General features: G+C 61.8%; 18 protein-coding genes and 1 pseudogene. 9 read left to right on the top strand and 10 right to left on the bottom strand.

The window, feature by feature from the left end; all coding sequences use genetic code 11:
• Window positions 1–75: 75 nt before the first annotated feature.
• Window positions 76–3105, top strand: coding sequence for a D-2-hydroxyglutarate dehydrogenase YdiJ (ydiJ, locus tag M5G18_RS07920; RefSeq protein WP_273897606.1), 3030 nt, complete (start codon window positions 76–78; stop codon window positions 3103–3105).
• Window positions 3106–3220: 115 nt separating this feature from the next.
• The gene (locus M5G18_RS07915) at window positions 3221–4390 is read left to right on the top strand and encodes an acetyltransferase domain-containing protein (protein WP_273897605.1); all 1170 of its coding nucleotides are present in this window, start codon (window positions 3221–3223) and stop codon (window positions 4388–4390) included.
• Between the two features lie 6 nt (window positions 4391–4396).
• Here the strand turns inward: M5G18_RS07915 and M5G18_RS07910 are convergent, their stop codons facing one another.
• Entirely contained in the window at window positions 4397–5302 is a 906-nt protein-coding gene (locus tag M5G18_RS07910) for a LysR family transcriptional regulator (RefSeq protein ID WP_273897426.1), read from the bottom strand.
• A 130-nt stretch (window positions 5303–5432) separates the two neighbouring features.
• Here M5G18_RS07910 and M5G18_RS07905 point away from each other — a divergent pair, with 130 nt between their 5' ends.
• Both M5G18_RS07905 and M5G18_RS07900 read left to right on the top strand, forming a co-directional pair.
• Complete coding sequence (locus M5G18_RS07905; RefSeq protein WP_085602985.1) at window positions 5433–6263, top strand: oxidoreductase; 831 nt, start codon at window positions 5433–5435, stop codon at window positions 6261–6263.
• 75 nt (window positions 6264–6338) lie between these two features.
• A complete protein-coding gene (locus tag M5G18_RS07900) occupies window positions 6339–7871 on the top strand; it encodes an MFS transporter (protein WP_273897425.1) in 1533 nt (510 codons plus the stop codon).
• Window positions 7872–7919: 48 nt separating this feature from the next.
• Here the strand turns inward: M5G18_RS07900 and M5G18_RS07895 are convergent, their stop codons facing one another.
• Window positions 7920–9311 (bottom strand): aldehyde dehydrogenase family protein, encoded by a 1392-nt coding sequence (locus M5G18_RS07895; RefSeq protein ID WP_273897423.1) that lies wholly within the window; start codon window positions 9309–9311, stop codon window positions 7920–7922.
• 103 nt (window positions 9312–9414) lie between these two features.
• Between M5G18_RS07895 and ptrR the strand changes: the two genes are divergently transcribed.
• The 4 genes from ptrR to M5G18_RS07875 all read left to right on the top strand — a co-directional run bounded on the left by ptrR (window position 9415) and on the right by M5G18_RS07875 (window position 12303).
• Window positions 9415–10296, top strand: coding sequence for a putrescine utilization regulator PtrR (ptrR, locus tag M5G18_RS07890; protein WP_273897604.1), 882 nt, complete (start codon window positions 9415–9417; stop codon window positions 10294–10296).
• 88 nt (window positions 10297–10384) lie between these two features.
• Entirely contained in the window at window positions 10385–11047 is a 663-nt protein-coding gene (locus M5G18_RS07885) for a M24 family metallopeptidase (RefSeq protein ID WP_273897422.1), read from the top strand.
• Between the two features lie 112 nt (window positions 11048–11159).
• Complete coding sequence (locus M5G18_RS07880; RefSeq protein ID WP_007950468.1) at window positions 11160–11588, top strand: TOBE domain-containing protein; 429 nt, start codon at window positions 11160–11162, stop codon at window positions 11586–11588.
• Between the two features lie 106 nt (window positions 11589–11694).
• Window positions 11695–12303 carry a nucleotidyltransferase domain-containing protein gene (locus tag M5G18_RS07875; RefSeq protein ID WP_273897420.1) on the top strand — a complete coding sequence of 203 codons (609 nt, stop codon included), beginning with the start codon at window positions 11695–11697 and terminating at the stop codon, window positions 12301–12303.
• 93 nt (window positions 12304–12396) lie between these two features.
• On the opposite strand, the pseudogene M5G18_RS07870 reads toward M5G18_RS07875, so the two are convergent.
• Both M5G18_RS07870 and M5G18_RS07865 read right to left on the bottom strand, forming a co-directional pair.
• Window positions 12397–12558, bottom strand: a pseudogene (locus M5G18_RS07870) (aldehyde dehydrogenase (NADP(+))); the annotation flags it as partial.
• Window positions 12555–13193, bottom strand: a complete 639-nt coding sequence (locus tag M5G18_RS07865; RefSeq protein ID WP_273897418.1) for a cysteine hydrolase family protein — start codon at window positions 13191–13193, stop codon at window positions 12555–12557. The gene M5G18_RS07865 and the pseudogene M5G18_RS07870, both read right to left, overlap by 4 nt.
• Before the next feature lie 99 nt (window positions 13194–13292).
• Here M5G18_RS07865 and M5G18_RS07860 point away from each other — a divergent pair, with 99 nt between their 5' ends.
• Entirely contained in the window at window positions 13293–13790 is a 498-nt protein-coding gene (locus M5G18_RS07860) for a winged helix-turn-helix transcriptional regulator (RefSeq protein WP_273897417.1), read from the top strand.
• A 6-nt stretch (window positions 13791–13796) separates the two neighbouring features.
• On the opposite strand, the gene M5G18_RS07855 is transcribed toward M5G18_RS07860, so the two are convergent.
• From M5G18_RS07855 to M5G18_RS07830, 6 genes are all read right to left on the bottom strand, one after another.
• A complete protein-coding gene (locus M5G18_RS07855) occupies window positions 13797–14420 on the bottom strand; it encodes a glutathione S-transferase family protein (protein ID WP_273897416.1) in 624 nt (207 codons plus the stop codon).
• A 99-nt stretch (window positions 14421–14519) separates the two neighbouring features.
• A complete protein-coding gene (locus M5G18_RS07850) occupies window positions 14520–15935 on the bottom strand; it encodes a purine-cytosine permease family protein (protein ID WP_007950463.1) in 1416 nt (471 codons plus the stop codon).
• A 288-nt stretch (window positions 15936–16223) separates the two neighbouring features.
• Window positions 16224–17372, bottom strand: coding sequence for an acetylornithine deacetylase (argE, locus tag M5G18_RS07845; protein WP_273897415.1), 1149 nt, complete (start codon window positions 17370–17372; stop codon window positions 16224–16226).
• On the bottom strand, window positions 17369–18046 hold the full coding sequence (locus M5G18_RS07840) for a DUF1028 domain-containing protein (protein WP_039766940.1): 678 nt from the start codon (window positions 18044–18046) through the stop codon (window positions 17369–17371). The genes argE and M5G18_RS07840 overlap by 4 nt, the downstream gene beginning before the upstream one ends.
• Window positions 18047–18073: 27 nt before the next feature.
• On the bottom strand, window positions 18074–18490 hold the full coding sequence (locus tag M5G18_RS07835) for a RidA family protein (protein ID WP_007950460.1): 417 nt from the start codon (window positions 18488–18490) through the stop codon (window positions 18074–18076).
• Window positions 18491–18548: 58 nt separating this feature from the next.
• Entirely contained in the window at window positions 18549–19856 is a 1308-nt protein-coding gene (locus tag M5G18_RS07830; protein ID WP_273897414.1) for a flavin-containing monooxygenase, read from the bottom strand.
• Window positions 19857–19980 lie beyond the last annotated feature (124 nt).

Below are 19980 nucleotides of genomic sequence, written 5' to 3'. Positions count from 1 at the left end.
AGCGTGACGCAATCATTCATTGCGCACAACTGTTCACCGCCACACGGCCCGTTTTTGACCGAGATTGCCCTCCCGATGATTGCCCAGCTGTCGCCTTCCACTGCGTTGAACACCGATTACCAAAAGTTTCTCAAAGCCCTTGAAACCGGCGGTTTTCGCGGCGAAATCAGTGCCGACTACGCCAGCCGCGTAGTGCTGGCCACTGACAACTCGATCTATCAGCGCTTGCCGCAAGCGGCGGTGTTCCCGCGTGACGCCGACGACGTGGCGCTGCTGGCACGCCTGATCGCCGAACCGGCTTACCAGAAAGTCGTGATCACGCCTCGCGGCGGCGGTACCGGCACCAATGGCCAGTCGTTGACCGACGGCATCGTCGTCGACTTGTCGCGGCACATGAACCGCATCCTCGAAATCAACGTTGAACAGCGTTGGGTGCGGGTGCAGGCCGGGGTGGTGAAGGATCAACTGAACGCCGCTCTGAAATCCGCTGGCCTGTTTTTCGCCCCGGAACTGTCGACCTCGAACCGCGCCACCGTCGGCGGCATGATCAACACCGACGCCAGCGGCCAGGGCAGTTGCACCTACGGCAAGACCCGCGACCACGTGCTGGAGCTGCACATGGTCCTGCGCGATGGCGAGCGCTTGCACGGCCGCCCACTGGAAGAAAGCGAGCTGGAAGCGGAGTGCGCCCGTGAGGGCCGGGCCGGCGAGGTGTATCGCTGCGCGCGGCAGATCATCGATGAGCAGGGCGAGCTGATCCGGGAAACCTTCCCCGACCTCAACCGCTGCCTGACCGGCTACGACCTGGCGCACCTGCGCGAAGCCGACAAACGTTTCAACCTCAACAGCGTGCTGTGCGGCGCTGAAGGTTCGCTGGGGTTTGTGGTCGAGGCCAAACTCAACGTGTTGCCGATTCCCAAGCACACGATGCTGGTGAACATTCGCTACGCCGGCTTCATGGATGCCTTGCGCGATGCCCGCGCGCTGATGGCGCTCAAGCCGCTGTCGATCGAAACCGTCGACTCCAAAGTGCTGTTGCTGGCGATGCAGGACATCGTCTGGCACGGCGTCGCCGAGTATTTCCCGGAAAGCGCCGAGCGGCCGACGCTGGGGATCAACCTGGTTGAGTTCTGCGGTGACGATCCCGAGGAGCTGCAAGGCCGGGTCGAGGCTTTCGTCCAGCATTTGGGCACCGACGCCACGGTCGAGCGCCTCGGCCACACGCTGGCCGTCGGGCATGCGGCGGTGAATCGCGTCTACGGTATGCGCAAACGCGCGGTAGGTCTGCTCGGCAACGTCGCTGGTGAAGCGCGGCCGCAGCCGTTTGTCGAAGACACCGCTGTGCCGCCGCAGCACTTGGCCGAGTACATCGCCGAACTGCGCGACCTGCTCGACAGCCATAAGCTGCAATACGGCATGTTCGGCCACGTCGATGCCGGCGTGCTGCACGTGCGGCCGATTCTCGACATGAAGGACCCGCAACAAGCCGCGCTGGTGCGCCCGGTGTCGGACGGTGTCGCCGCCCTGACCCAGCGTTACGGCGGCCTGCTGTGGGGCGAGCACGGCAAGGGCCTGCGCTCGGAGTATGCGCCGGCCTTCTTCGGTGAACTGTATCCGGCGCTGCAAGCCTTGAAGGCGGCGTTCGATCCGTTCAACCAGTTCAACCCGGGCAAGATCGCCACGCCGAATATTCCCGGCGCTGCATTGCTGAAGATCGACGAAGTGACCCTGCGCGGCGAGCTCGATCGGCAGATTGACGAGAAAGTCTGGCAGGACTACGGCGCGGCGATGCACTGCAACGGCAACGGCGCCTGCTACAACTTCGATCCCGACGACGCCATGTGCCCGTCGTGGAAAGCCACCCGCCAGCGCGCGCAATCGCCCAAGGGCCGCGCCTCGCTGATTCGCGAGTGGCTGCGTTTGCAAGGTGAAGCAGGGGTTGATGTGTTGGCCGATGCCAGCCGCCGTCCGCCGTTTTTCAGTACGTTGTTGCAGCGCTGGCGCAACAGCCGTGCGCAGGAACAAGACTTCTCCCACGAGGTTTACGACGCCATGGCCGGGTGTCTGGCGTGCAAGTCCTGCGCGGGGCAGTGCCCGGTGAAAGTGAACGTGCCGGACTTCCGATCGCGGTTTCTCGAGCTGTACCACACCCGTTATCTGCGGCCGGCGCGGGATTATCTGATTGCTTCGCTGGAGTACACGATTCCGTACATGGCGCGGATTCCGTTGCTCTACAACGGCTTGATGGGCGCCTCGTTCAGCCGAGGCTTGATCGAGCGTTTTGGTGGCATGGTCGATGTGCCGTTGCTCAGTCGTTTCGATTTTCATGCGGCGATGCGCCGCTGGCAGGTTCAGCCTGCGTCGGTCGAGGTGTTGTCGGCGCTGACACAGGCGCAACGCGAACGCAGCGTGGTGCTGGTGCAGGATGCGTTCACCCGGTATTTCGAGGCGCCGCTGCTGGCGGATCTGATCGAGCTGATTTCGCGCCTCGGTTATCAGGTTTATCTGGCGCCGTTCAGCGCCAACGGCAAGCCGCTGCATGTGCAGGGTTTCCTGTCGGCGTTCAATCGCGCGGCGTTGCGCAATGCCGGGCAATTGCGCGCGCTGGCCGAGATCGGCGTGCCGTTGGTGGGGCTCGACCCGGCCATGACTCTGGTTTATCGCCAGGAATATCTGAAAGTGCCGGGGATGGAGAAATGCCCGGAGGTGGCGCTGGTGCAGGAGTGGCTGCTCAAGGTCATGCCGGAGCAAGTCTCTCAGCGTCGTGACGACACCTTCCGCCTGCTGGCGCACTGCACCGAAAAAACCAACGCCCCGGCCGCGACCCGGCAATGGGAGCAGGTGTTCGAGCGTGTCGGCCTGAAGCTGGCGACCCAGGCCACCGGTTGCTGCGGCATGTCCGGCACTTACGGACACGAAGCGCGCAATCGCGAGACGTCGGCGGTGATCTACGAGCAATCCTGGGCGAAGCAGATCGAGGCGCCGGTGGAGAAGGGCGAAGCACTGGCTACCGGGTATTCCTGCCGCAGTCAGGTCAAGCGCCAGGCCGATCGACAGCTGCGTCATCCGTTGCAGGTCGTGCTGGAAATCCTGCGTACGGCGTGATCGCTGTTTGAGAACCGCTAGCGATTGGATCGGTTTTTCATGTTATAAGGTAACGAAAATTATGCGACCGCTTTCGGGCGGTCGCATCGATCAACCTTTCGATTGCGATACCTCCATGACGATTGCGGTTCCCCGTTCTGCCCCCTCGGCGACTGGCCGGTTGCTGTCCATTGATGCGCTGCGTGGCCTGGTGATTCTGTTCATGTTGCTGGACCACGTGCGCGAAACCTTTCTGCTGCATCGACAGGTCAGCGACCCGATGGACATCGCCAGCACGGAACCGGCGCTGTTCTTCAGCCGTACCCTGGCGCATTTGTGCGCGCCGGTGTTCGTGCTGCTGACCGGGTTGTCGGCGTGGCTGTTCGGCGAGAAGTACGACGGCAAGGCTGACGTCAGTGCCTTCCTGTTCAAGCGCGGTTTGTTCCTGGTGGCTCTCGAATTCACCCTGGTGAATTTCGCCTGGACGTTCCAGCTGCCGCCGACCGTGATCTATCTGCAAGTGATCTGGGCGATCGGCCTGAGCATGATCGCGCTGTCGCTGCTGGTCTGGCTGCCACGCTGGCTGTTGCTCACGCTGAGCCTCACGATCATCGCCGGGCACAATCTGCTCGACGGACTGCATTTCGGAACCGAGTCCGTGCTGCACGTGCCATGGGCAATCCTGCATGACCGCGGCTGGATCGAGGCCGGCGAGACCTTGCGTTTGCGTACCTCGTATCCGTTGTTGCCGTGGATCGGCGTGATCGGGCTGGGTTACGCGCTGGGGCCGTGGTTCGCGCGCGCAGCCGATGCAGGCGTGCGCCAGCGCCGCTTGTTGATCGGTGGCGTCGCCGGGCTGCTGGGATTCGTGGCACTGCGGTTGGTCAACGGTTACGGCGAGAAACCCTGGGCATTCGGGGACAGCGGTCTGCAAACCCTGATGAGCTTTTTCAACATCACCAAATACCCGCCGTCGCTGTTGTTCATCATGTTGACGGTGAGTGTCGGGCTGCTGCTGTTGCTGGTGTTCGAGCGTGTGCAGGATCGACGCTGGATTCGCTGGCTGACCGTGTTCGGTTCGGCGCCGATGTTTTTCTACCTGCTGCACCTGTATGCGCTGAAGGTGTTGTACCTGATCGGCGTGGCGCTGTTCGGTCTTAATCAGGGCACGTATTTCGGTTTCTCGTCGGTGACGGCGGTGTGGCTGGCGGCGGTGGTGCTGGCGGTCGCGCTGTTCCCGGCCGTGCGCTGGTTCTCGGGATTGAAGGCCCGGCGCCGCGACATTGCCTGGCTGAAGTATCTGTAGAACGGCTCAGCCCGATTTGCCTTCGTGGGCATTGCGGGTGAAATCGATAAACGCCTTGAGCGGCGCCGGTACGTGGCGTCGGCTCGGGTAATACAGGTGCAGGCCGGGATAGTACGGACACCAGTCCGCCAGCACCTGCACCAGCCGCCCGCTCGCCATGTGCTCGCGGGCCATGTCCTCGAACACATACGCCAGTCCCAAGCCCTGCAACGCCGGGCCGATCATCAGGCTGACATCGCCCAGGGTCAGCGGACCGTTGACCTCGATTTCCTGTTCTATACCACCCCGTTCGAATTCCCAGCGGTACATCGAACCGCTTGGGAACCGATGTCGGATGCAGGGAAGGGCATGCAGATCCTCCGGCTTTTGCGGCGTGGCGTGCCGTTCGAGAAACGCCGGTGAAGCGACCACCACCGAACGCAGATTCGGGCCAATTGGCAGCGACACCATATCCGCCTCCAGCCGATTGCCGAATCGCACCCCGGCATCAAAACCGCCGGCGACGATATCCAGCAGCGCATCGCTCTCGACCACTTCCAGACGAATATCCGGGTAAATCTTCAGAAACTCGCTGGCTATAGGCAGCAGCACCAGTTCACATGCCTGGCGCCCAGAGGTAATGCGCAGATTGCCCGAGGGCTTGTCGCGAAAGTGATTGAGGTCTTCGAGGGCGTCGTCGATGTCGCGAAACGCCGGTTTCAGCCGCGCATATAACCGCTCGCCAGCCTCGGTCAAGGCCACACTGCGGGTGGTGCGATTGAACAGTCTCACGCCAAGGCGATTTTCCAGTGCTCGCAATGAATGGCTCAGGGCCGAGGGTGTCAGGCCCAGATCCACCGCCGCCCGGCTGAAATTCAGGTGCTGGGCAATACAGAGAAAGATCGACAGATCCGCCGTGGACGGGTTTTTCATTTGTGAGCGCCTTTCACAAAGTCATGCAAACTTGTTGGGATTATCACATCAGTAACACGGCTTTAAAGTCGACTCAACTCATCAAGAAGGCCCGGCAATCTCGCCCGGGTCACCGACAGGAGGAGTTGATATGCGTACCTGGCTGATTACCGGAGCTTCCCGTGGTTTTGGCACCCTTATCGCTGAACAGGCCCTGCGTGCCGGTGACGCGGTGATTGCCACCGCCCGCAACCCGCAAGACATCACCGACCGCCTCGGCGATCACCCGAACCTGCTGGCGGTGCGCCTTGATGTCACCCGCGAAGAGGAAGCCCACCAAGCGGTGGCAGCAGGCATCAAGCGCTTCGGCCGCATCGACGTGCTGATCAACAATGCCGGCTTCGGCGTGTTGGGCGCCGTCGAAGAAACCAGCGCCAGCGAAACCGAGCGCCTGTTCGCCACCAACGTGTTCGGCCTGCTCAACGTCACCCGCGCCGTGCTGCCGCACATGCGCGCTCAGCGCAGCGGACGGGTCATCAATATCTCGTCGATTGGCGGTTATCAGGCGTACATGGGCTGGGGTGTCTACGGCTCGACCAAGTTCGCGGTGGAAGGCATCAGCGAAGCACTGCATCAGGAACTGGCGCCGCTGGGCATTCATGCCACGGTGGTCGAACCGGGCTTCTTCCGCACCGACTTCCTCGACGAACAATCGCTCATCAAGACTGCACTGGTGCTGCCGGACTACGACGAAACCGTCGGCAAGATGCGCACGTTTGCCGAAGCGGCCAACCATGCACAACCGGGTGATCCGCTGAAGTTTGCCGAAGCGATGCTGGCGCTGGTCAATGCGCCGAACCCGCCGCAACGGCTGGCGCTGGGCAGCGACACGATTGCGCGGATCGAAGCGAAGAACCGCTTGGTGGCGCAGGAGTTGGCCGAGTGGAATGAGCTGGCGCTGTCCACGGATTTCAAGGACTGATCCAACCCCCGTCGAAGCCATCGCAGGCTGCGCTCTGTTGATCGCAGCCTGATTTTCTTTTCATTGGATGAAATTATGACAACCGTCTCCCAACACCTGGGTGCGCAGGACAAACTGCTGATCCTCGCGGCCATTTGCCTGTCGGCGCTGGTCCTTCCGTTAAGTTTTACCGGTGGCGCGGTGGCGACGCCGGCCATTGGCCGTGACCTGGGCGGCAGCCCGGTGGCGCTGACCTGGATCACCAATGCGTTCATGTTGTCGTTCGGCAGTCTGCTGATGGCGGCGGGGGCGTTGGCCGATGTTTACGGGCGCAAGCGCCTGTTCACCGGCGGCATGCTGCTGTTCACCGCAGCGTCGATTGCCCAGAGCCTGGCGCCTTCGGTGTTCTGGCTGGACGTGTTGCGGGCGATTCAGGGCGTGGCCGGTGCGGCGGCGCTGGCCAGTGGTTCGGCGGCGTTGGCGCAGGAATTCGAAGGCCATGCGCGCACTCGTGCGTACAGCATGCTCGGCACCACGTTTGGCATCGGTCTCGCGTTCGGACCACTGGTGGCCGGGGCGCTGATCGAGGCGTTCAACTGGCGCGCGATCTTTGTGTTCACCGCGCTGATTGGCGTGATTGCGATGGTCTTCGGCCTGCCGCGCATGCGTGAAACCCGCGACTCCGACGCCAGCGGTCTCGACTGGCCGGGCACCGTGACGTTCAGCTCGATGCTGGCGCTGTTCACGTTCGGTGTGATCCAGGCGCCCGAAAGCGGTTGGGGCAGTCCGTTAGTGGTCGGTCTGTTGGGTGCTTCGGCATTGTTGCTGGCGCTGTTCGTCTTCATCGAAATGCGCGTCAAACGTCCAATGCTCGATCTGACGCTGTTCCGCTTTCCGCGCTTCGTCGGCGTGCAGATGCTGCCGATCGGCACCTGCTATTGCTACATCGTGCTGGTGGTCATGCTGCCGCTGCGGTTTATCGGCGTCGAAGGCTTGAGTGAGATCGATGCCGGTCTGCTGTTGCTGGCGCTGTCGGCGCCGATGCTGGTGGTGCCGATGCTGGCGGCGTCCATGACCCGGTTTGTCTCGGCCGGCATCCTGTCGGGCGTGGGTTTCCTGATAGCTGCCATGGGGCTGCACTGGCTGAGCCTGTACAACGTCGGCGAGCCGAAATTTGCGCTGGTGGTGCCGATGGTGTTGATCGGAATCGGCGCGGGTCTGCCGTGGGGTTTGATGGACGGACTGTCGGTCAGCGTGGTGCCGAAAGAGCGCGCCGGCATGGCGGCCGGGATTTTCAACACGGTGCGGGTGGCGGGTGAAGGGATTGCACTGGCCAGTGTCGCGGCGATTCTTGCCTCGCTGTTACATACCGATCTGCAGGCAGTGGCCAGCGGTGCAGACGCCGCGCTGATTGCGGAGACCGCGCACCGGGTAACCACCGGTGACATGGCCCATGCGATCAACACGGTTCCGGGCCTGGCCAATGAGCGTCTGGTTCAAGGTTACGCTTCGGCGTTCCAGTATCTGCTGCACATCCTGACGATCATCACCCTGGCGTCGGCGGCTGTGGTGCTGGGGCTGTTGAGCAAGGATCGGACGATATCGGAGCCACAACAGGCTGCGGCGTAAATGAAGAAGCCCGGAAGCGCAAAACGCTTCCGGGCTTTTTTCAGCGGATCAGCGGCGATCCAGCCACACCGTCTGCGCATTGCAGAACTCGCGCACGCCGAAGTGCGACAGCTCGCGGCCGAAACCGCTTTTCTTCACGCCGCCGAAGGTCACGCGCGGGTCGCTGGCGGAGTAGCCGTTGATGAACACGCCACCGGTTTCCAGTTCGCTGGTCAGTTGCTGGGCCAGGGCGACGTTGGCGGTGTAGATCGTGGCGGTCAGGCCGAACTCGCTGTCGTTGGCCAGGGCCACGGCATGGGCGCAGTCGCGGGCGGTGATGATCGAGGCCACCGGACCGAACAGTTCCTGCTTGAACGAAGTCATGCGGTCGGTGACATCGGCCAGCACGGTCGGCTCGTAGTAGTTGCCCGGGCCTTGGGTCTTGCCACCACCGAGCAGCAGGGTGGCGCCTTCTTCCAGGGTGTCGCGCACTTGTTGATCCAGTTCGTCACGCAGATCGAATCGGGCCATCGGACCGATGTAGTTGTCGGCGGACAACGGATCGCCCATCTTCAACTGGCGAGTGGCTTCGACGAATTTGCGGGTGAATTCTTCGACCACGCCTTCTTCGATGATCAGGCGTTTGGCGGCGGCGCAGACCTGGCCGGAATTCTGGTAACGACCGATGACTGCGGCTTGCACGGCTTCGTCGATATCGGCGTCGTTAAGCACGATGAACGGGTCGGAACCGCCCAGTTCCAGCACACATTTCTTCAGCGCGGCACCGGCCTGTGCGCCGATGGCCATGCCGGCGCGGACGCTGCCGGTCAGGGTGACGGCGGCAATGCGCGGGTCAGCAATGGCGGTGGACACGCCTTCCGGGGTGACGTTGATCACTTCGAACACGCCATCGGCAAAACCGGCGCGGGTGAAGGCGTCGCGCAGCAGGTAGGCGCTGCCCATCACGTTCGGCGCATGCTTGAGCACGTAGGTGTTGCCGGCGATCAGTGCCGGGACGGCGCCGCGCAGCACTTGCCAGATCGGGAAGTTCCACGGCATCACGGCGAGGATCGGGCCGAGCGGACGATACTCGATGCGCGCCTTGCCGCCTTCGACCAGCGTCGCTTCGGCGTTGAGCATGGCCGGGCCGTGTTCGGCGTACCACTCGCAGAGCTTGGCGCATTTCTCGATTTCGCCACGGGCCTGGGCGATTGGCTTGCCCATTTCCCGGGTGATCATGGTCGCCATGGCTTCGCTGCTGTCACGCAGCGCGCCGGCCAACGCGGTCAGGGCGCGGGAGCGATCCTGCAGCGGTTTGCGTTTCCACTTGTTGAAGCCGAATGCGGCGCGGGTCAGCGCAGCGTCGAGGGCTTCGGCGGATTCGAAGGCGTAGTGACCGATCTGCTCGCCGGTGGCGGGGTTGATCGAGATGGCGTGGGTCTGGCTGGAAATCGGGCTCATGGCATCGTCCTGCGAGGTCAGTGGATGCGCTCAGAGTAGGGTGGCGTTTGGTTTCTGGAAACTGAATAATAAAGAGCGTTTCTTTCACGATTGGAGAATGACTGTGGATCTGGTGCAATTGGAAATCTTCAAGGCCGTTGCCGAGCACGGCAGCATCAGCGCTGCGGCGGCGCAGATCCATCGCGTGCCGTCGAACCTGACGACCCGCATCAAGCAGTTGGAGGAAGACCTGGGCGTCGACCTGTTCATCCGCGAGAAAAGCCGCTTGCGCCTGTCGCCGGCCGGCTGGAGTTTTCTTGAATACGCGCGACGCATTCTTGACCTGGTGCAGGAAGCCCGCGCCACGGTGGCCGGCGAGGAACCGCAAGGCGCGTTCCCGCTGGGCTCGCTGGAAAGCACGGCGGCGGTGCGCATCCCCGGTTTGCTGGCGACCTATAACCAGCAACACCCGAAGGTCGATCTCGACCTGTCGACCGGGCCGTCCGGGACGATGATCGACGGTGTGCTTTCCGGGCGCCTGGCGGCTGCGTTCGTCGACGGCCCGGTCTTGCACCCGGCGCTGGAGGGCATTCCGGCGTTCGAAGAAGAAATGGTCATCATCTCGCCGCTGCATCACGGGGCGATCCACCGCGCGGCGGACGTGAACGGCGAGAACATCTATGCGTTCCGCTCGAACTGCTCCTATCGCCATCACTTCGAAAAATGGTTCAGCACCGACGCCGCAGTACCGGGCAAAATTTTTGAAATGGAGTCCTATCACGGCATGCTCGCCTGCGTCAGTGCCGGCGCCGGTCTGGCTTTGATGCCGCGCAGCATGCTGCAAAGCATGCCCGGTTGCGCGACGGTGAGCGTCTGGCCGCTGGCGTCGGATTTCCGCTATCTGACGACGTGGCTGGTATGGCGGCGAGGTACGGTTTCGCGCAGTCTGAGCATGTTTGTGCGCTTGCTGGAAGAGCGCGGTGTGGTGCGCGCAGAAGAGAATTGACACCTTGTGTCATGGTTGTATCTTAGGCGTCCTGTTTCGCAATATAAAAAACTATACAGCGCAAGCGATTAGCCAGAAGGAATCAGCGATGACCACAGCCCTGAGCGGAAAAGAAGCGGTAGGTGAGCGTTTTGTGCTGGAAACCATGCGCCACGCCCAGCAGTTGACCTGGAAGGCGGTGGACGAGATCGCCAAGGTGATCAAACCCGGGATGCGCGAGTCGGAAGCACATGCGCGTGGCAAAGAGATTCTCGTCGAACTGGGCATGGACCGGATCTGGCATCCGCTGCTGATCCGCTTTGGCGCCAACACTCTCAAGACCTTCAAGGAGCGTTCCGACGGCGATCCCGTTCTGGGCGAGAACGACATTTTCTTCATCGATATGGGCGTGGTCTGGGAAGGGCACGAAGGCGATGCCGGGGCGACGTTCGTTGCCGGTTCCGATCCGCAAATGGTCGCTTGTGCGGCGGCCTCCAAAGAACTCTTCGACAAGGTCGAAGCCTTCTGGCGCCAAGGTGTAACGGGTGTTGAGTTGTACCGTTACGCCACCGATCAGGCCGAGGCGATGGGCTGGAAGTTGAATCTGGACATCAAGGGCCACCGGGTCAGCGATTTCCCTCACGCGATCTATCGCGGCGGCAATCTGGGGGACTTCGATCAGGCTCCGAATGCCGGTGTGTGGATTCTGGAAATCCAGATCGAACACCCCGAGCTTCCGTACGGTGCTTTCTATGAGGACTTGTTGATCTAGAGTCAGGAGTCAATGTTGATTCAGGTGCAGCGCTATAGTTGTAACTACATAGCGCTTGCTCCGATGATGCAGCCCGTTTCCTAACTCCAAAGTCAACAAAAGGACGTCCATCATGAAAGTCAGTGCCCGCAACGTTTTCAAAGGTCAGGTCAGCCAGGTGCAGGAAGGCTCGGTCAATGCGGAAGTCGTCCTGACCCTGCCGGGTGGCGAGAAGCTGGTGGCGGTCGTGACCCTGGCCAGCCTCAAGAGCCTGGGCATCGCGGTGGGCAAAGAAGCCGTTGCTTTGGTCAAGGCGCCTTGGGTGATGCTGATGACCGAATCCAGCGACATTCGCCTGTCGGCCCGCAACTGCCTGCAAGGCAAGGTGCTGAGCGTGACCGATGGCGCGGTCAACGCCGAAGTGGTGATCGAGCTGGCCGGCGGTTCGAAGGTTTATTCGATCGTGACCCGTGATGCGGTGAACGAACTGGGTCTGGCGGCTGGCGTCAGCGCCACGGCGGTGATCAAGGCTTCGCACATCATTCTGGGTGTGCCGGCCTGATCTAATCGCGGGATCAAAGGCTAAAAAAGAAGTGCCGGGCTCAAGCGAGTCCGGCACTTTTTTTGTTTCAATGTCCGCATAAAGCCAGGGACATGGAGAACGGCGAATGACGGCTCAGGAACACCTACCGGATCAAGAGGCATGGAGCCCCTGGACACCCACTGATTTATTCAAGCGACTCGCACACATCGAGCGTCCTTGGTGCATCGTCGGCGGATGGGCGCTTGATGTCTGGCAGGGACAGCAAACCCGAATGCATGAGGATCTGGAATTCACCATCCTGCGTGAAGATTTTCCGATGTTTCGCGAGACGCTGGGGTCTCTGGATTTCTATGCGGTCAAGGGCGGCGTCTTTGGGCTGCTGGAGTCAAATCGCGAACCGGCTGCCGACATTTTTCAGATCTGGTGTTTTGACACCGTGGCACAAGCCTGGCGGGTCGACATGATGATTGAACCGGGTACACCAGACAGGTGGGTTTATAAGCGCGATACGTCGATCACTGGCGAACGCAGTGAAATGGTCTGCACCAACGAGGCGGGTATTCCTTATCTCAGGCCTGCAGCCATTCTGTTGTTCAAGGCCAAACACCTCAGGAAAAAGGATCAAGCCGATTTCAATCTCGCTTTGCCCAGGCTTTCGCCCGTGGATCGGCGATGGTTGATGGAGCATCTGGCCCAGGTACACCCGGGGCATGAATGGCTGGCGAGAATCTGAAACCTGCGTCCCGGTTCGGCATGGCGTCGAGCCGGGACGGGTTTATTGGCCATCGACAAGACGTGGTAGCTGTAGCCGATTCCCGTCGCGTAAAGCCTCCGGCAACAACGCCGCCGGGCCGTCGACCTGCTCGGCACCGCCGAAGGCAAATTCCGGTTCGATCAGCGAGTTGGTTGCCGGATTCAGCGCCTTCATCGTGCCCTCGGTGGCAGGCACGTCAGCGGCGCCGATCAGCAGGTGGCCGGTCAGATTCATTTCGCGTCACCTTGCGACTGAAGGCTGGCGATCAGTTCGTCCGTGGTGGTGATGACATGGGCGAACGTCGGGCCGTTGAGTTCGTGAGCGGCGTGCATCATTTCCTCTTTGAACGCGGCGGTGGCATCGCGCACCAGCGTGACGTGATAGCCGAGTTCCGATGCGTAGCGCGCGGTGGCTTCGATGCAGGTGTTGGCCAGCAGGCCGACAATGATCACGTGAGTGATGCCTTGCTGTTTCAGGCGAAAATCCAGATCGGTGTTGGCGAAACCGCTGGAGCCCCAGTGTTCCTGGACCACGATGTCGCCGTCCTTCGGCGCGAAATCCGGGTGCCATTCACCGCCCCATTCGCCGCGCGCGAAGTGGTGCATGTGCATGATCTTTTGTTGGGTCGGGGTTGGGTGATCCCAGTTCTCGTAGTCGCCTTTGACCCAGCGGTGATGCGGTACGATGACGACCGGAATCGGCAGGGCCCGCACGGCGCGATCGAGTTTGCGCAGGTTGTCGAGCAAACCGTTCTGCTCGGCCATCGGCTTGATCAGCGGAAAGATCTTGCCGCCGTCCGAAAGAAAATCGTTGTACGGATCGACCAGCAGGTAGGCGGTTCTGTCGAGCGGATAGAGAGGTTTCGACATGACGATGTACTCCGGCAATGAGAGTGATCGATGCTCAGGGCTTGTTCCCGCATCATGTTGATATGATAATCATAGTAACTGTAAAAGAGGCAAGCCCTGATGGCTGTAAACGATAGTCTTCCCGACACGCTGTGCCCGATTTCCCGGGCCGAGTCGATCGTCGGCGACCGCTGGACGGTGCTGGTTTTGCGCGAATTGTTCATGGGCAGCCATCGCTACGACGAGATCCTGGCCCAGACCGGCGGTACGCCGCAGATGGTCGCCGCCCGTCTGAAAAGCCTGGAAGTGGACGGACTGGTCGAGCGCCGCTTGTACAACGAGCGGCCGAAACGCTACGAGTACCACCTCACCGCGAAGGGCGAGGCGTTTTACCCGGTGGTGATCGCGTTACGCGCTTGGGGCGAGACCTGGTGCAAGTCGTCGGAGGAAGGGCTGGCGGTGAACATGACCCACAAGCACTGCAACCACAGCGCCGGCCTCGGGCCGCTGTGCGATCACTGCGGTGAGGTGTTGCGCCGTGAGGATCTGATCAGCCAGCCGCAGGAGGCGTACGCCGCCGAACGACAGGCGCGGCGGGAAGCGTTCAAAAACAAGTGACCGGCATCAAGGCGTGCCGTTTCGTCCGTGCAATCGGTAAGCGGGGCGCTGGCTCAAACGTTCGTAATAAGCGCTCACCGCCGGCAAGTGCGGATGTCCCAGCGGCGTCTCGAACCAGCGATTGACCGACAGGCCGATCGGGATGTCGGCGAGGGAAAACTGCTCGCCGCTGACATAGGCGCCGGTTTTTTGCAGCTGCCGGTCGAGGATCTCCATGTGCCGTGCCCACTCCCGGCAACCGGCGTCGAAAGCAAGGCTGTCCTGATGCGCAGGTGACTTGCGTACCAGCGACATGAACGCGTACGACCAGGACTTGTTCAGCTCCGAAGCCTGCCAGTCGATCCATTGATCCACCCGTGCGCGGGCACGCGCGTCGCTCGGGTAAAGTTGTTCGCCGTCATAGCGCGACGCCAGATAGCGAATGATCGAGTTCGACTCCCACAGCGTGAAGTCATCGTCCTGAATCACCGGCACCATCGCGCAGGGATTGAGTGCGAGGAACTCCGGCGTCAACGTCGACTGAAAACCTGAGCCCCAGTCTTCGCGTTCGAAGGGCAGGTTCAGTTCAGCACAGGTCCACAGCACTTTGCGCACATTGATCGATGAGGCTTTGCCCAGAATTCGCAGCATTGGATTTCCATCTCCGGTTGTCGTCGGGCGTAAAGAAATAGCACAACGCAAAGCAGAAGGCCCGCACATGGCGGGCCTTGTTGGTGCATCGAGTCAATCTCAGAGACTGCCCGCCAGTTTCCCGGAGGTCAGCCGCCGACGATAAGCACTGTCACGGGTCGCCAGCCAGAAATACAGCGGCGAGGTCACCAGCAAGCCGACCACCCACGACAGGTCCGCGCCGTTGATGTGCGCCGACACCGGGCCGACGTACAGCGGCGTGTTCATGAACGGAATCTGCACCGCGATACCGATCGCATACGCCAGCAAGGCCTGCGGGTTGTAACGGCCGTAGATGCCGCCGTCGACCTGGAAGATCGAGCCGATGTCGTACTGGCCTTTGTGGATGGCGTAGAAGTCGATCAGGTTGATCGCGGTCCACGGCACCAACACCACCAGCAGCACCAGCACCATGTCGACGAAGTGGCCGATGAAGTCTGCCGACGCGCCGACCGCAGCGAAACAGCAGGCCAGCAGCACGATGATCGAAATCACCGCGCGGCTCTTAGCGGTCGGAATCCAGCGGTAGGCGAAGGTCTGCACCAGGGTGATCAGCGACAGCACCGCGCCGTACAGGTTGAGGGCGTTGTGGCTGATCACGCTGAGCAGGAACAGCACCAGCATCAGCGGACCGATGGCGCCGGTGGCGAGTTTCACCGCGTCCATGGTGTCCATGCCCACCGGGGTTGCCAGCACGGCAACGGCGCCGAACACGAACGACAGGCTCGAACCCAGCGCCGATCCCAGATAGGTCGTCCAGAAGGTCGCCGCCACCGGCACATTCGCCGGCAGGTAACGCGAGTAGTCCGACACGTAAGGCGCAAACGCAATCTGCCACAGCGCCGCCAGCGACACGGTGGCGAGCCAGCCCGAGATGTTGAAGCTGCCGCGAGTGAGGAAATCATCGGTCTGGATGTGGGTGAGGATGTAGCCGAAGCCGACCACGATACCGATCCCCAGCACCCAGGTGCCGATGCGGTTGAGCACGTGGATGAAGCGGTAACCGATAATCCCGATGATTCCCGAGCCCAGCGCGCCGATTACGATGCCGACCGGCACCGGAACGCTGTCGACCACGCCATGCAGCGACTTGCCGGCGAGCACGATGTTGGAGGCGAAGAAACCGATGTACATCACGCCGGCAATCAACACCACCAGCAGCGCGCCGAGGGAACCGAACTGCGCGCGGCTCTGGATCATCTGCGGAATGCCCATCTGCGGGCCTTGCGCCGAGTGCAGCGCCATCAACACACCGCCGACCAGATGGCCGACCAGAATGGCGACGATGCCCCACACCAGATTCAGGTGAAACAACTGCACGCCGAGGGCGCCGGTGACGATGGGCAACGGCGCGATGTTGCCGCCGAACCAGAGGGTGAACAGATCCCGAACCTTTCCGTGGCGATCTTCGGGCGGCACGTAGCCGATCGTGTGTTTTTCAATGAGCGGTGCGGACGTTGTTGCAGAGGTGGCCATGACGAACTCCAAGGCAAGGACGAGTACGTGGACGTACTTCAGTGAGCGCCGGCACGGACGGCGCATTTCTTGTTGGGGTTGATCATGGGCAAGGAAAGGGGAGAGATAAATTAGTAGTTTTGTTGCTTCAGGCGTTAAAAAAACGAGGCTCTCCGGTCAGATGAAAACGCTCTGTCTCGGGTGTTTCAGCGCCATGAACGACAAAGCAGCTGACCTCCATCGGAGCAGCTGTCTGTCGGTGTTATTGCGGCTCGGCTGCGGACTTGATCCAGCAGCCAGACCGGTATTTCAAAGGCGAATAGACGCCAACATTCGATGCAGCATTTCATCGCAAGCCGTGAGCTGATCGACGCTGACGAACTCGTCCGGCTTGTGGCCCTGATCCATGCTGCCGGGACCGCACACCACCGTGGGAATCCCTACCGCATCGAACAGTCCGCCTTCGGTCCCAAACGCAACAGTGCCGAAATCGTCCGAGCCACAGAACGTGGCGATCAACTCGGCAGCCTTGCTTCGGGCATCGGTAGCCAGCCCCGGATACGCCGACAGTTCGCTGAAACGGATATCGCTCTGCTCGCTGACTGCCCGCATGCGCGGCAGCATCTGCTGTTCGGCGTAGGCCTTGAGTTGCTGGGCGACAACTGCCGGATCCTGCGAGGGCAGGGCGCGGATTTCGAAGTCGAAACGGCAATCGGCGGGGACAATGTTCAACGCCTTGCCACCGTTGATCACGCCGGTTTGCACCGTGGAGTACGGCGGGTCGAAACGCGGATCGAGGTGTTCATCCTTGAGCTGTCGGCCGATGCGTCCCAGCTCGCCGATCAGCTCGGCGGCGCATTCGATGGCGTTCACCCCGAGTGGCGCATAGGCCGAGTGACAGGCATGACCCTGGACATCGCAGCGCATGGCCAGTTTGCCCTTGTGCCCGAGCACCGGTTTAAGTTCGGTCGGCTCGCCGATGATGCACAGCAGCGGTTTGACCGAACGTTGCTCCAGTACCTTGAGCAGCGAGCGCACGCCGAGGCAGCCGACCTCTTCGTCGTAGGACAGGGCAATGTGCACCGGCAGGCGCAACGGTGCTTCGATCAACGATGGCACCAACGCCAGCACGCAGGCGATGTAGCCCTTCATGTCCGCCGTGCCGCGACCGTAAAGCTTGCCGTCGCGCTCGCTGAGTTCGAACGGCGGCAGCGTCCATGGCTGGCCATCGACGGGCACCACATCGGTGTGCCCCGACAGCACGATGCCCGGCCGATCGGCCGGGCCAATCGTGGCGAACAGATTGGCCTTGCTGCGCTCATCGTTGTAGATCAGTTCGCACGGCACATCGAAGCTTTCGAGGTAGCTACGCACGAAGTCGATCAATTGCAGGTTGGACTCGCGGCTGGTGGTGTCGAACCCCACCAGCGTCTTGAGCAACGCGACGCTGTCGCTCATCGGTCGTCTCCGGCAACCCCGTAGCCCGGCGCCTTGGCCGGATCGAGGGCGCGGTCGATGTAGTCCTGAAGCTGCGGGCGATAGGCGTCCCAGAGTTTCTGCAATTGACCGATCGGGTCTTCATCGGCCCAGTCCACCCGCAGGTTGACGATAGGCCAGGTCAGTTCACCGACCACGACCACGGCTGCCGAATGCACCGGGCCTGCTTCACCACCCAAGGCCTGGGCGGCGTGCAAGGCCTTGATCAGGCGATCGGCCAATTGGCCTTCGCCTTCTTCGAACGCGCTGACCATGGCCTCGATCACCGAGCGCCCGGCGAGCATGTTGCCGGCCGCCACGCATTGCTCGCCCGACACGGCGTTGTGCACGCCCAGAGTCTGCGCGCCGCTGAAATGCGCGGTCTGCCCGAGGTGATTGATCGCCGTGATCTGCCGGTACTGACTGTAGCCGTTGCGGGTCAGCACCTTGTCCAGCGCCGCCTCGGGCGCCAGGCCTTGCTCCATCAAGGCGAGCACTTCCGGGCCGAGCGACGGCAAGGTGATGTTCTGGCTCGAGACCGCGCCGACACCCGGCAACAGCCACGGGCAGCGGGCGCCGACGGCAATGCTGGAGGAACTGATGGCGATGCCGAACTGACCGGTTTCGGGGCAACGGGCGGCGATGGAAAATGTCATGTGTGGCCTCCTTTCGCTAAGGTCGAATTACTCGGGAATCACCGCAACCACATCAATCTCCATCAGCCACTGCGGCTGACCCAAAGCCGACACCACCAGCCCGGTGGAGATCGGGAACACGCCCTTCAGCCATTTGCCGACTTCCTGGTACACCGGCTCGCGGTAGCGCGGGTCGATCAGGTAAGTGGTGGTCTTGACGATATGGCTCAGGTCGCTGCCGGCCTCTTCGAGCAGTTGCTTGACGTTTCGCATCGCCTGTTCGGTCTGCGCGCGCGGGTCGCCGAGGCCGACCAGTTCACCGTCGAAATTGGTCCCGACCTGACCACGGACATACACGGTGTTGCCGGCGCGCACCGCCTGGCACAGGTCGTTGTCCAGGGTCTGGTTCGGGTAAGTGTCCTTGGTGTTGAACATGCGAATGCGGGTGTGGGTTGGCTGACTCATGTGAGGCTCCTGACGAAGTCGGACCCGGCGCGACGGGCGCCGGGATTGAAGAGGGAAATCAAGCGTCGACGGTGTCGACAGCGTTGTTGTGCAGCGCGGCTTCGCGTTGTTCGGCATCGCGATAGGCCAGGTATTTGCGCTGGGTGGCGATGTGGTCGGCCACGTGCTTGGCGTCGTGCCACACGCCCCAGATGAACGACGAGCCGCGTCGCGACTGCCACGGCAGACCGAGGAAATACACGCCCGATTCACTGGACACGCCGCGCTGGTGCTGCGGTTTGCCGTTGTCGTCGAGCGCGGCGACTTTCAGCCAGGAATAGTCCACGGCAAACCCGGTGGCCCAGATGATCGAGGTGATGCCGGCGGCGGCCAGATCGAGATCGGCCAGCGGGTTTTTCACGCATTCAGGATCCGGATACGTTTCGCGGGCTTCCGGTTCCAGTGGCAGATCCAGACCGTTGCGTTCGATGTAGGCGTCGGCGGCATCCAGCAGCGCGAGGTAGTTCTCGTCGCCACGCTTGAGGTTGTCGCGCAGGTCCTGTTTGAAGGTCACCACGCCGTCGCTGAACGATTCGGTGACGCCGACCAAAGTCATGCCGCGATGGGCCAGACCACGAAAATCGATGGTGCGGCCACCGTGGGCGCCGCTGACGGCGATGGTCACGTGCTCGCGGCCGGGTTTCATTGCGGCTTGATCCCACTCGCCGAGCACGCCCAGCCACCAGCAGAAATCACGGTTGCGGTAAGCGCGAGGAGGGCGGTCATGGGCGCCGACCGAAAGGTAAACCTGCTTGCCCGAGCGCTGCAATTCATCGGCGATCTGCACGCCCGACGAACCGGCACCGACTACGAGGACCGCACCGGCCGGCAACTGTTGCGGATTGCGATAATCAGCCGAGTGAATCTGCAGCAGGCGCTCATCTTTCGGCGCAATCGCCGGGATCACCGGACGCTGGAACGGACCTGTTGCAGCGACGACGCGGGCCGCTTCGATCACGCCTTCGGAGGTCTCGACGGTGAAGCCCGGGCGCCCGACGTTACGCACCACGCTTTTCACATCGACGCCGGTGCGGATCGGCGCGTTGAATTTCTTCGCATAGGCTTCGAAGTAATCGGCGACACGTTCCTTGTGGGCAAAACCGTCCGGATCGACATCATCGAATTCCATCCCCGGAAACCGGTCGTGCCACGCCGGACCGTTGGCCACCAGCGAGTCCCAGCGCCCGGTGCGCCAGCGTTCGGCAATGCGGCTGCGCTCCAGCACCAGGTGCGGCACACCGAGTTTGCTCAGGTGTTCACTCATGGCCACACCCGCTTGACCGGCGCCGACAACAAGCGTGTCTGTTTTTATTATTTCAGTGGTCATCTCTGATCCCTTCTCACGAGGCCGTTGGATTCAGGTCACTGTCGACCTGTTCTCTGTGCTTGGGATCAGACTAGGGAGGGGGTGGTTATCGGTAAAATATTATTAAGCTGGCATGTGAAGATAA

The organism is Pseudomonas aphyarum (genome assembly GCF_028657055.1).
GTDB lineage: Bacteria > Pseudomonadota > Gammaproteobacteria > Pseudomonadales > Pseudomonadaceae > Aquipseudomonas > Aquipseudomonas aphyarum.
The sequence above is the reverse complement of the archived record's forward strand: the minus strand, read 5'-3'. Positions and strand labels throughout refer to the sequence as shown.

What these genes read in the sequence shown, in the direction of transcription:
- M5G18_RS07860 (WP_273897417.1), top strand. Translation starts at nt 13,293, where the DNA reads ATGGCTGTAAACGATAGTCTTCCCGACACGCTGTGCCCGATTTCCCGG.
- M5G18_RS07835 (WP_007950460.1), bottom strand. Translation starts at nt 18,490, where the DNA reads ATGAGTCAGCCAACCCACACCCGCATTCGCATGTTCAACACCAAGGAC.
- M5G18_RS07885 (WP_273897422.1), top strand. Translation starts at nt 10,385, where the DNA reads ATGACCACAGCCCTGAGCGGAAAAGAAGCGGTAGGTGAGCGTTTTGTG.
- M5G18_RS07850 (WP_007950463.1), bottom strand. Translation starts at nt 15,935, where the DNA reads ATGGCCACCTCTGCAACAACGTCCGCACCGCTCATTGAAAAACACACG.
- M5G18_RS07865 (WP_273897418.1), bottom strand. Translation starts at nt 13,193, where the DNA reads ATGTCGAAACCTCTCTATCCGCTCGACAGAACCGCCTACCTGCTGGTC.
- M5G18_RS07900 (WP_273897425.1), top strand. Translation starts at nt 6,339, where the DNA reads ATGACAACCGTCTCCCAACACCTGGGTGCGCAGGACAAACTGCTGATC.
- M5G18_RS07905 (WP_085602985.1), top strand. Translation starts at nt 5,433, where the DNA reads ATGCGTACCTGGCTGATTACCGGAGCTTCCCGTGGTTTTGGCACCCTT.
- argE (WP_273897415.1), bottom strand. Translation starts at nt 17,372, where the DNA reads ATGAGCGACAGCGTCGCGTTGCTCAAGACGCTGGTGGGGTTCGACACC.
- M5G18_RS07830 (WP_273897414.1), bottom strand. Translation starts at nt 19,856, where the DNA reads ATGACCACTGAAATAATAAAAACAGACACGCTTGTTGTCGGCGCCGGT.
- M5G18_RS07895 (WP_273897423.1), bottom strand. Translation starts at nt 9,311, where the DNA reads ATGAGCCCGATTTCCAGCCAGACCCACGCCATCTCGATCAACCCCGCC.
- M5G18_RS07840 (WP_039766940.1), bottom strand. Translation starts at nt 18,046, where the DNA reads ATGACATTTTCCATCGCCGCCCGTTGCCCCGAAACCGGTCAGTTCGGC.
- M5G18_RS07875 (WP_273897420.1), top strand. Translation starts at nt 11,695, where the DNA reads ATGACGGCTCAGGAACACCTACCGGATCAAGAGGCATGGAGCCCCTGG.
- M5G18_RS07915 (WP_273897605.1), top strand. Translation starts at nt 3,221, where the DNA reads ATGACGATTGCGGTTCCCCGTTCTGCCCCCTCGGCGACTGGCCGGTTG.
- M5G18_RS07855 (WP_273897416.1), bottom strand. Translation starts at nt 14,420, where the DNA reads ATGCTGCGAATTCTGGGCAAAGCCTCATCGATCAATGTGCGCAAAGTG.
- M5G18_RS07880 (WP_007950468.1), top strand. Translation starts at nt 11,160, where the DNA reads ATGAAAGTCAGTGCCCGCAACGTTTTCAAAGGTCAGGTCAGCCAGGTG.
- M5G18_RS07910 (WP_273897426.1), bottom strand. Translation starts at nt 5,302, where the DNA reads ATGAAAAACCCGTCCACGGCGGATCTGTCGATCTTTCTCTGTATTGCC.
- ydiJ (WP_273897606.1), top strand. Translation starts at nt 76, where the DNA reads ATGATTGCCCAGCTGTCGCCTTCCACTGCGTTGAACACCGATTACCAA.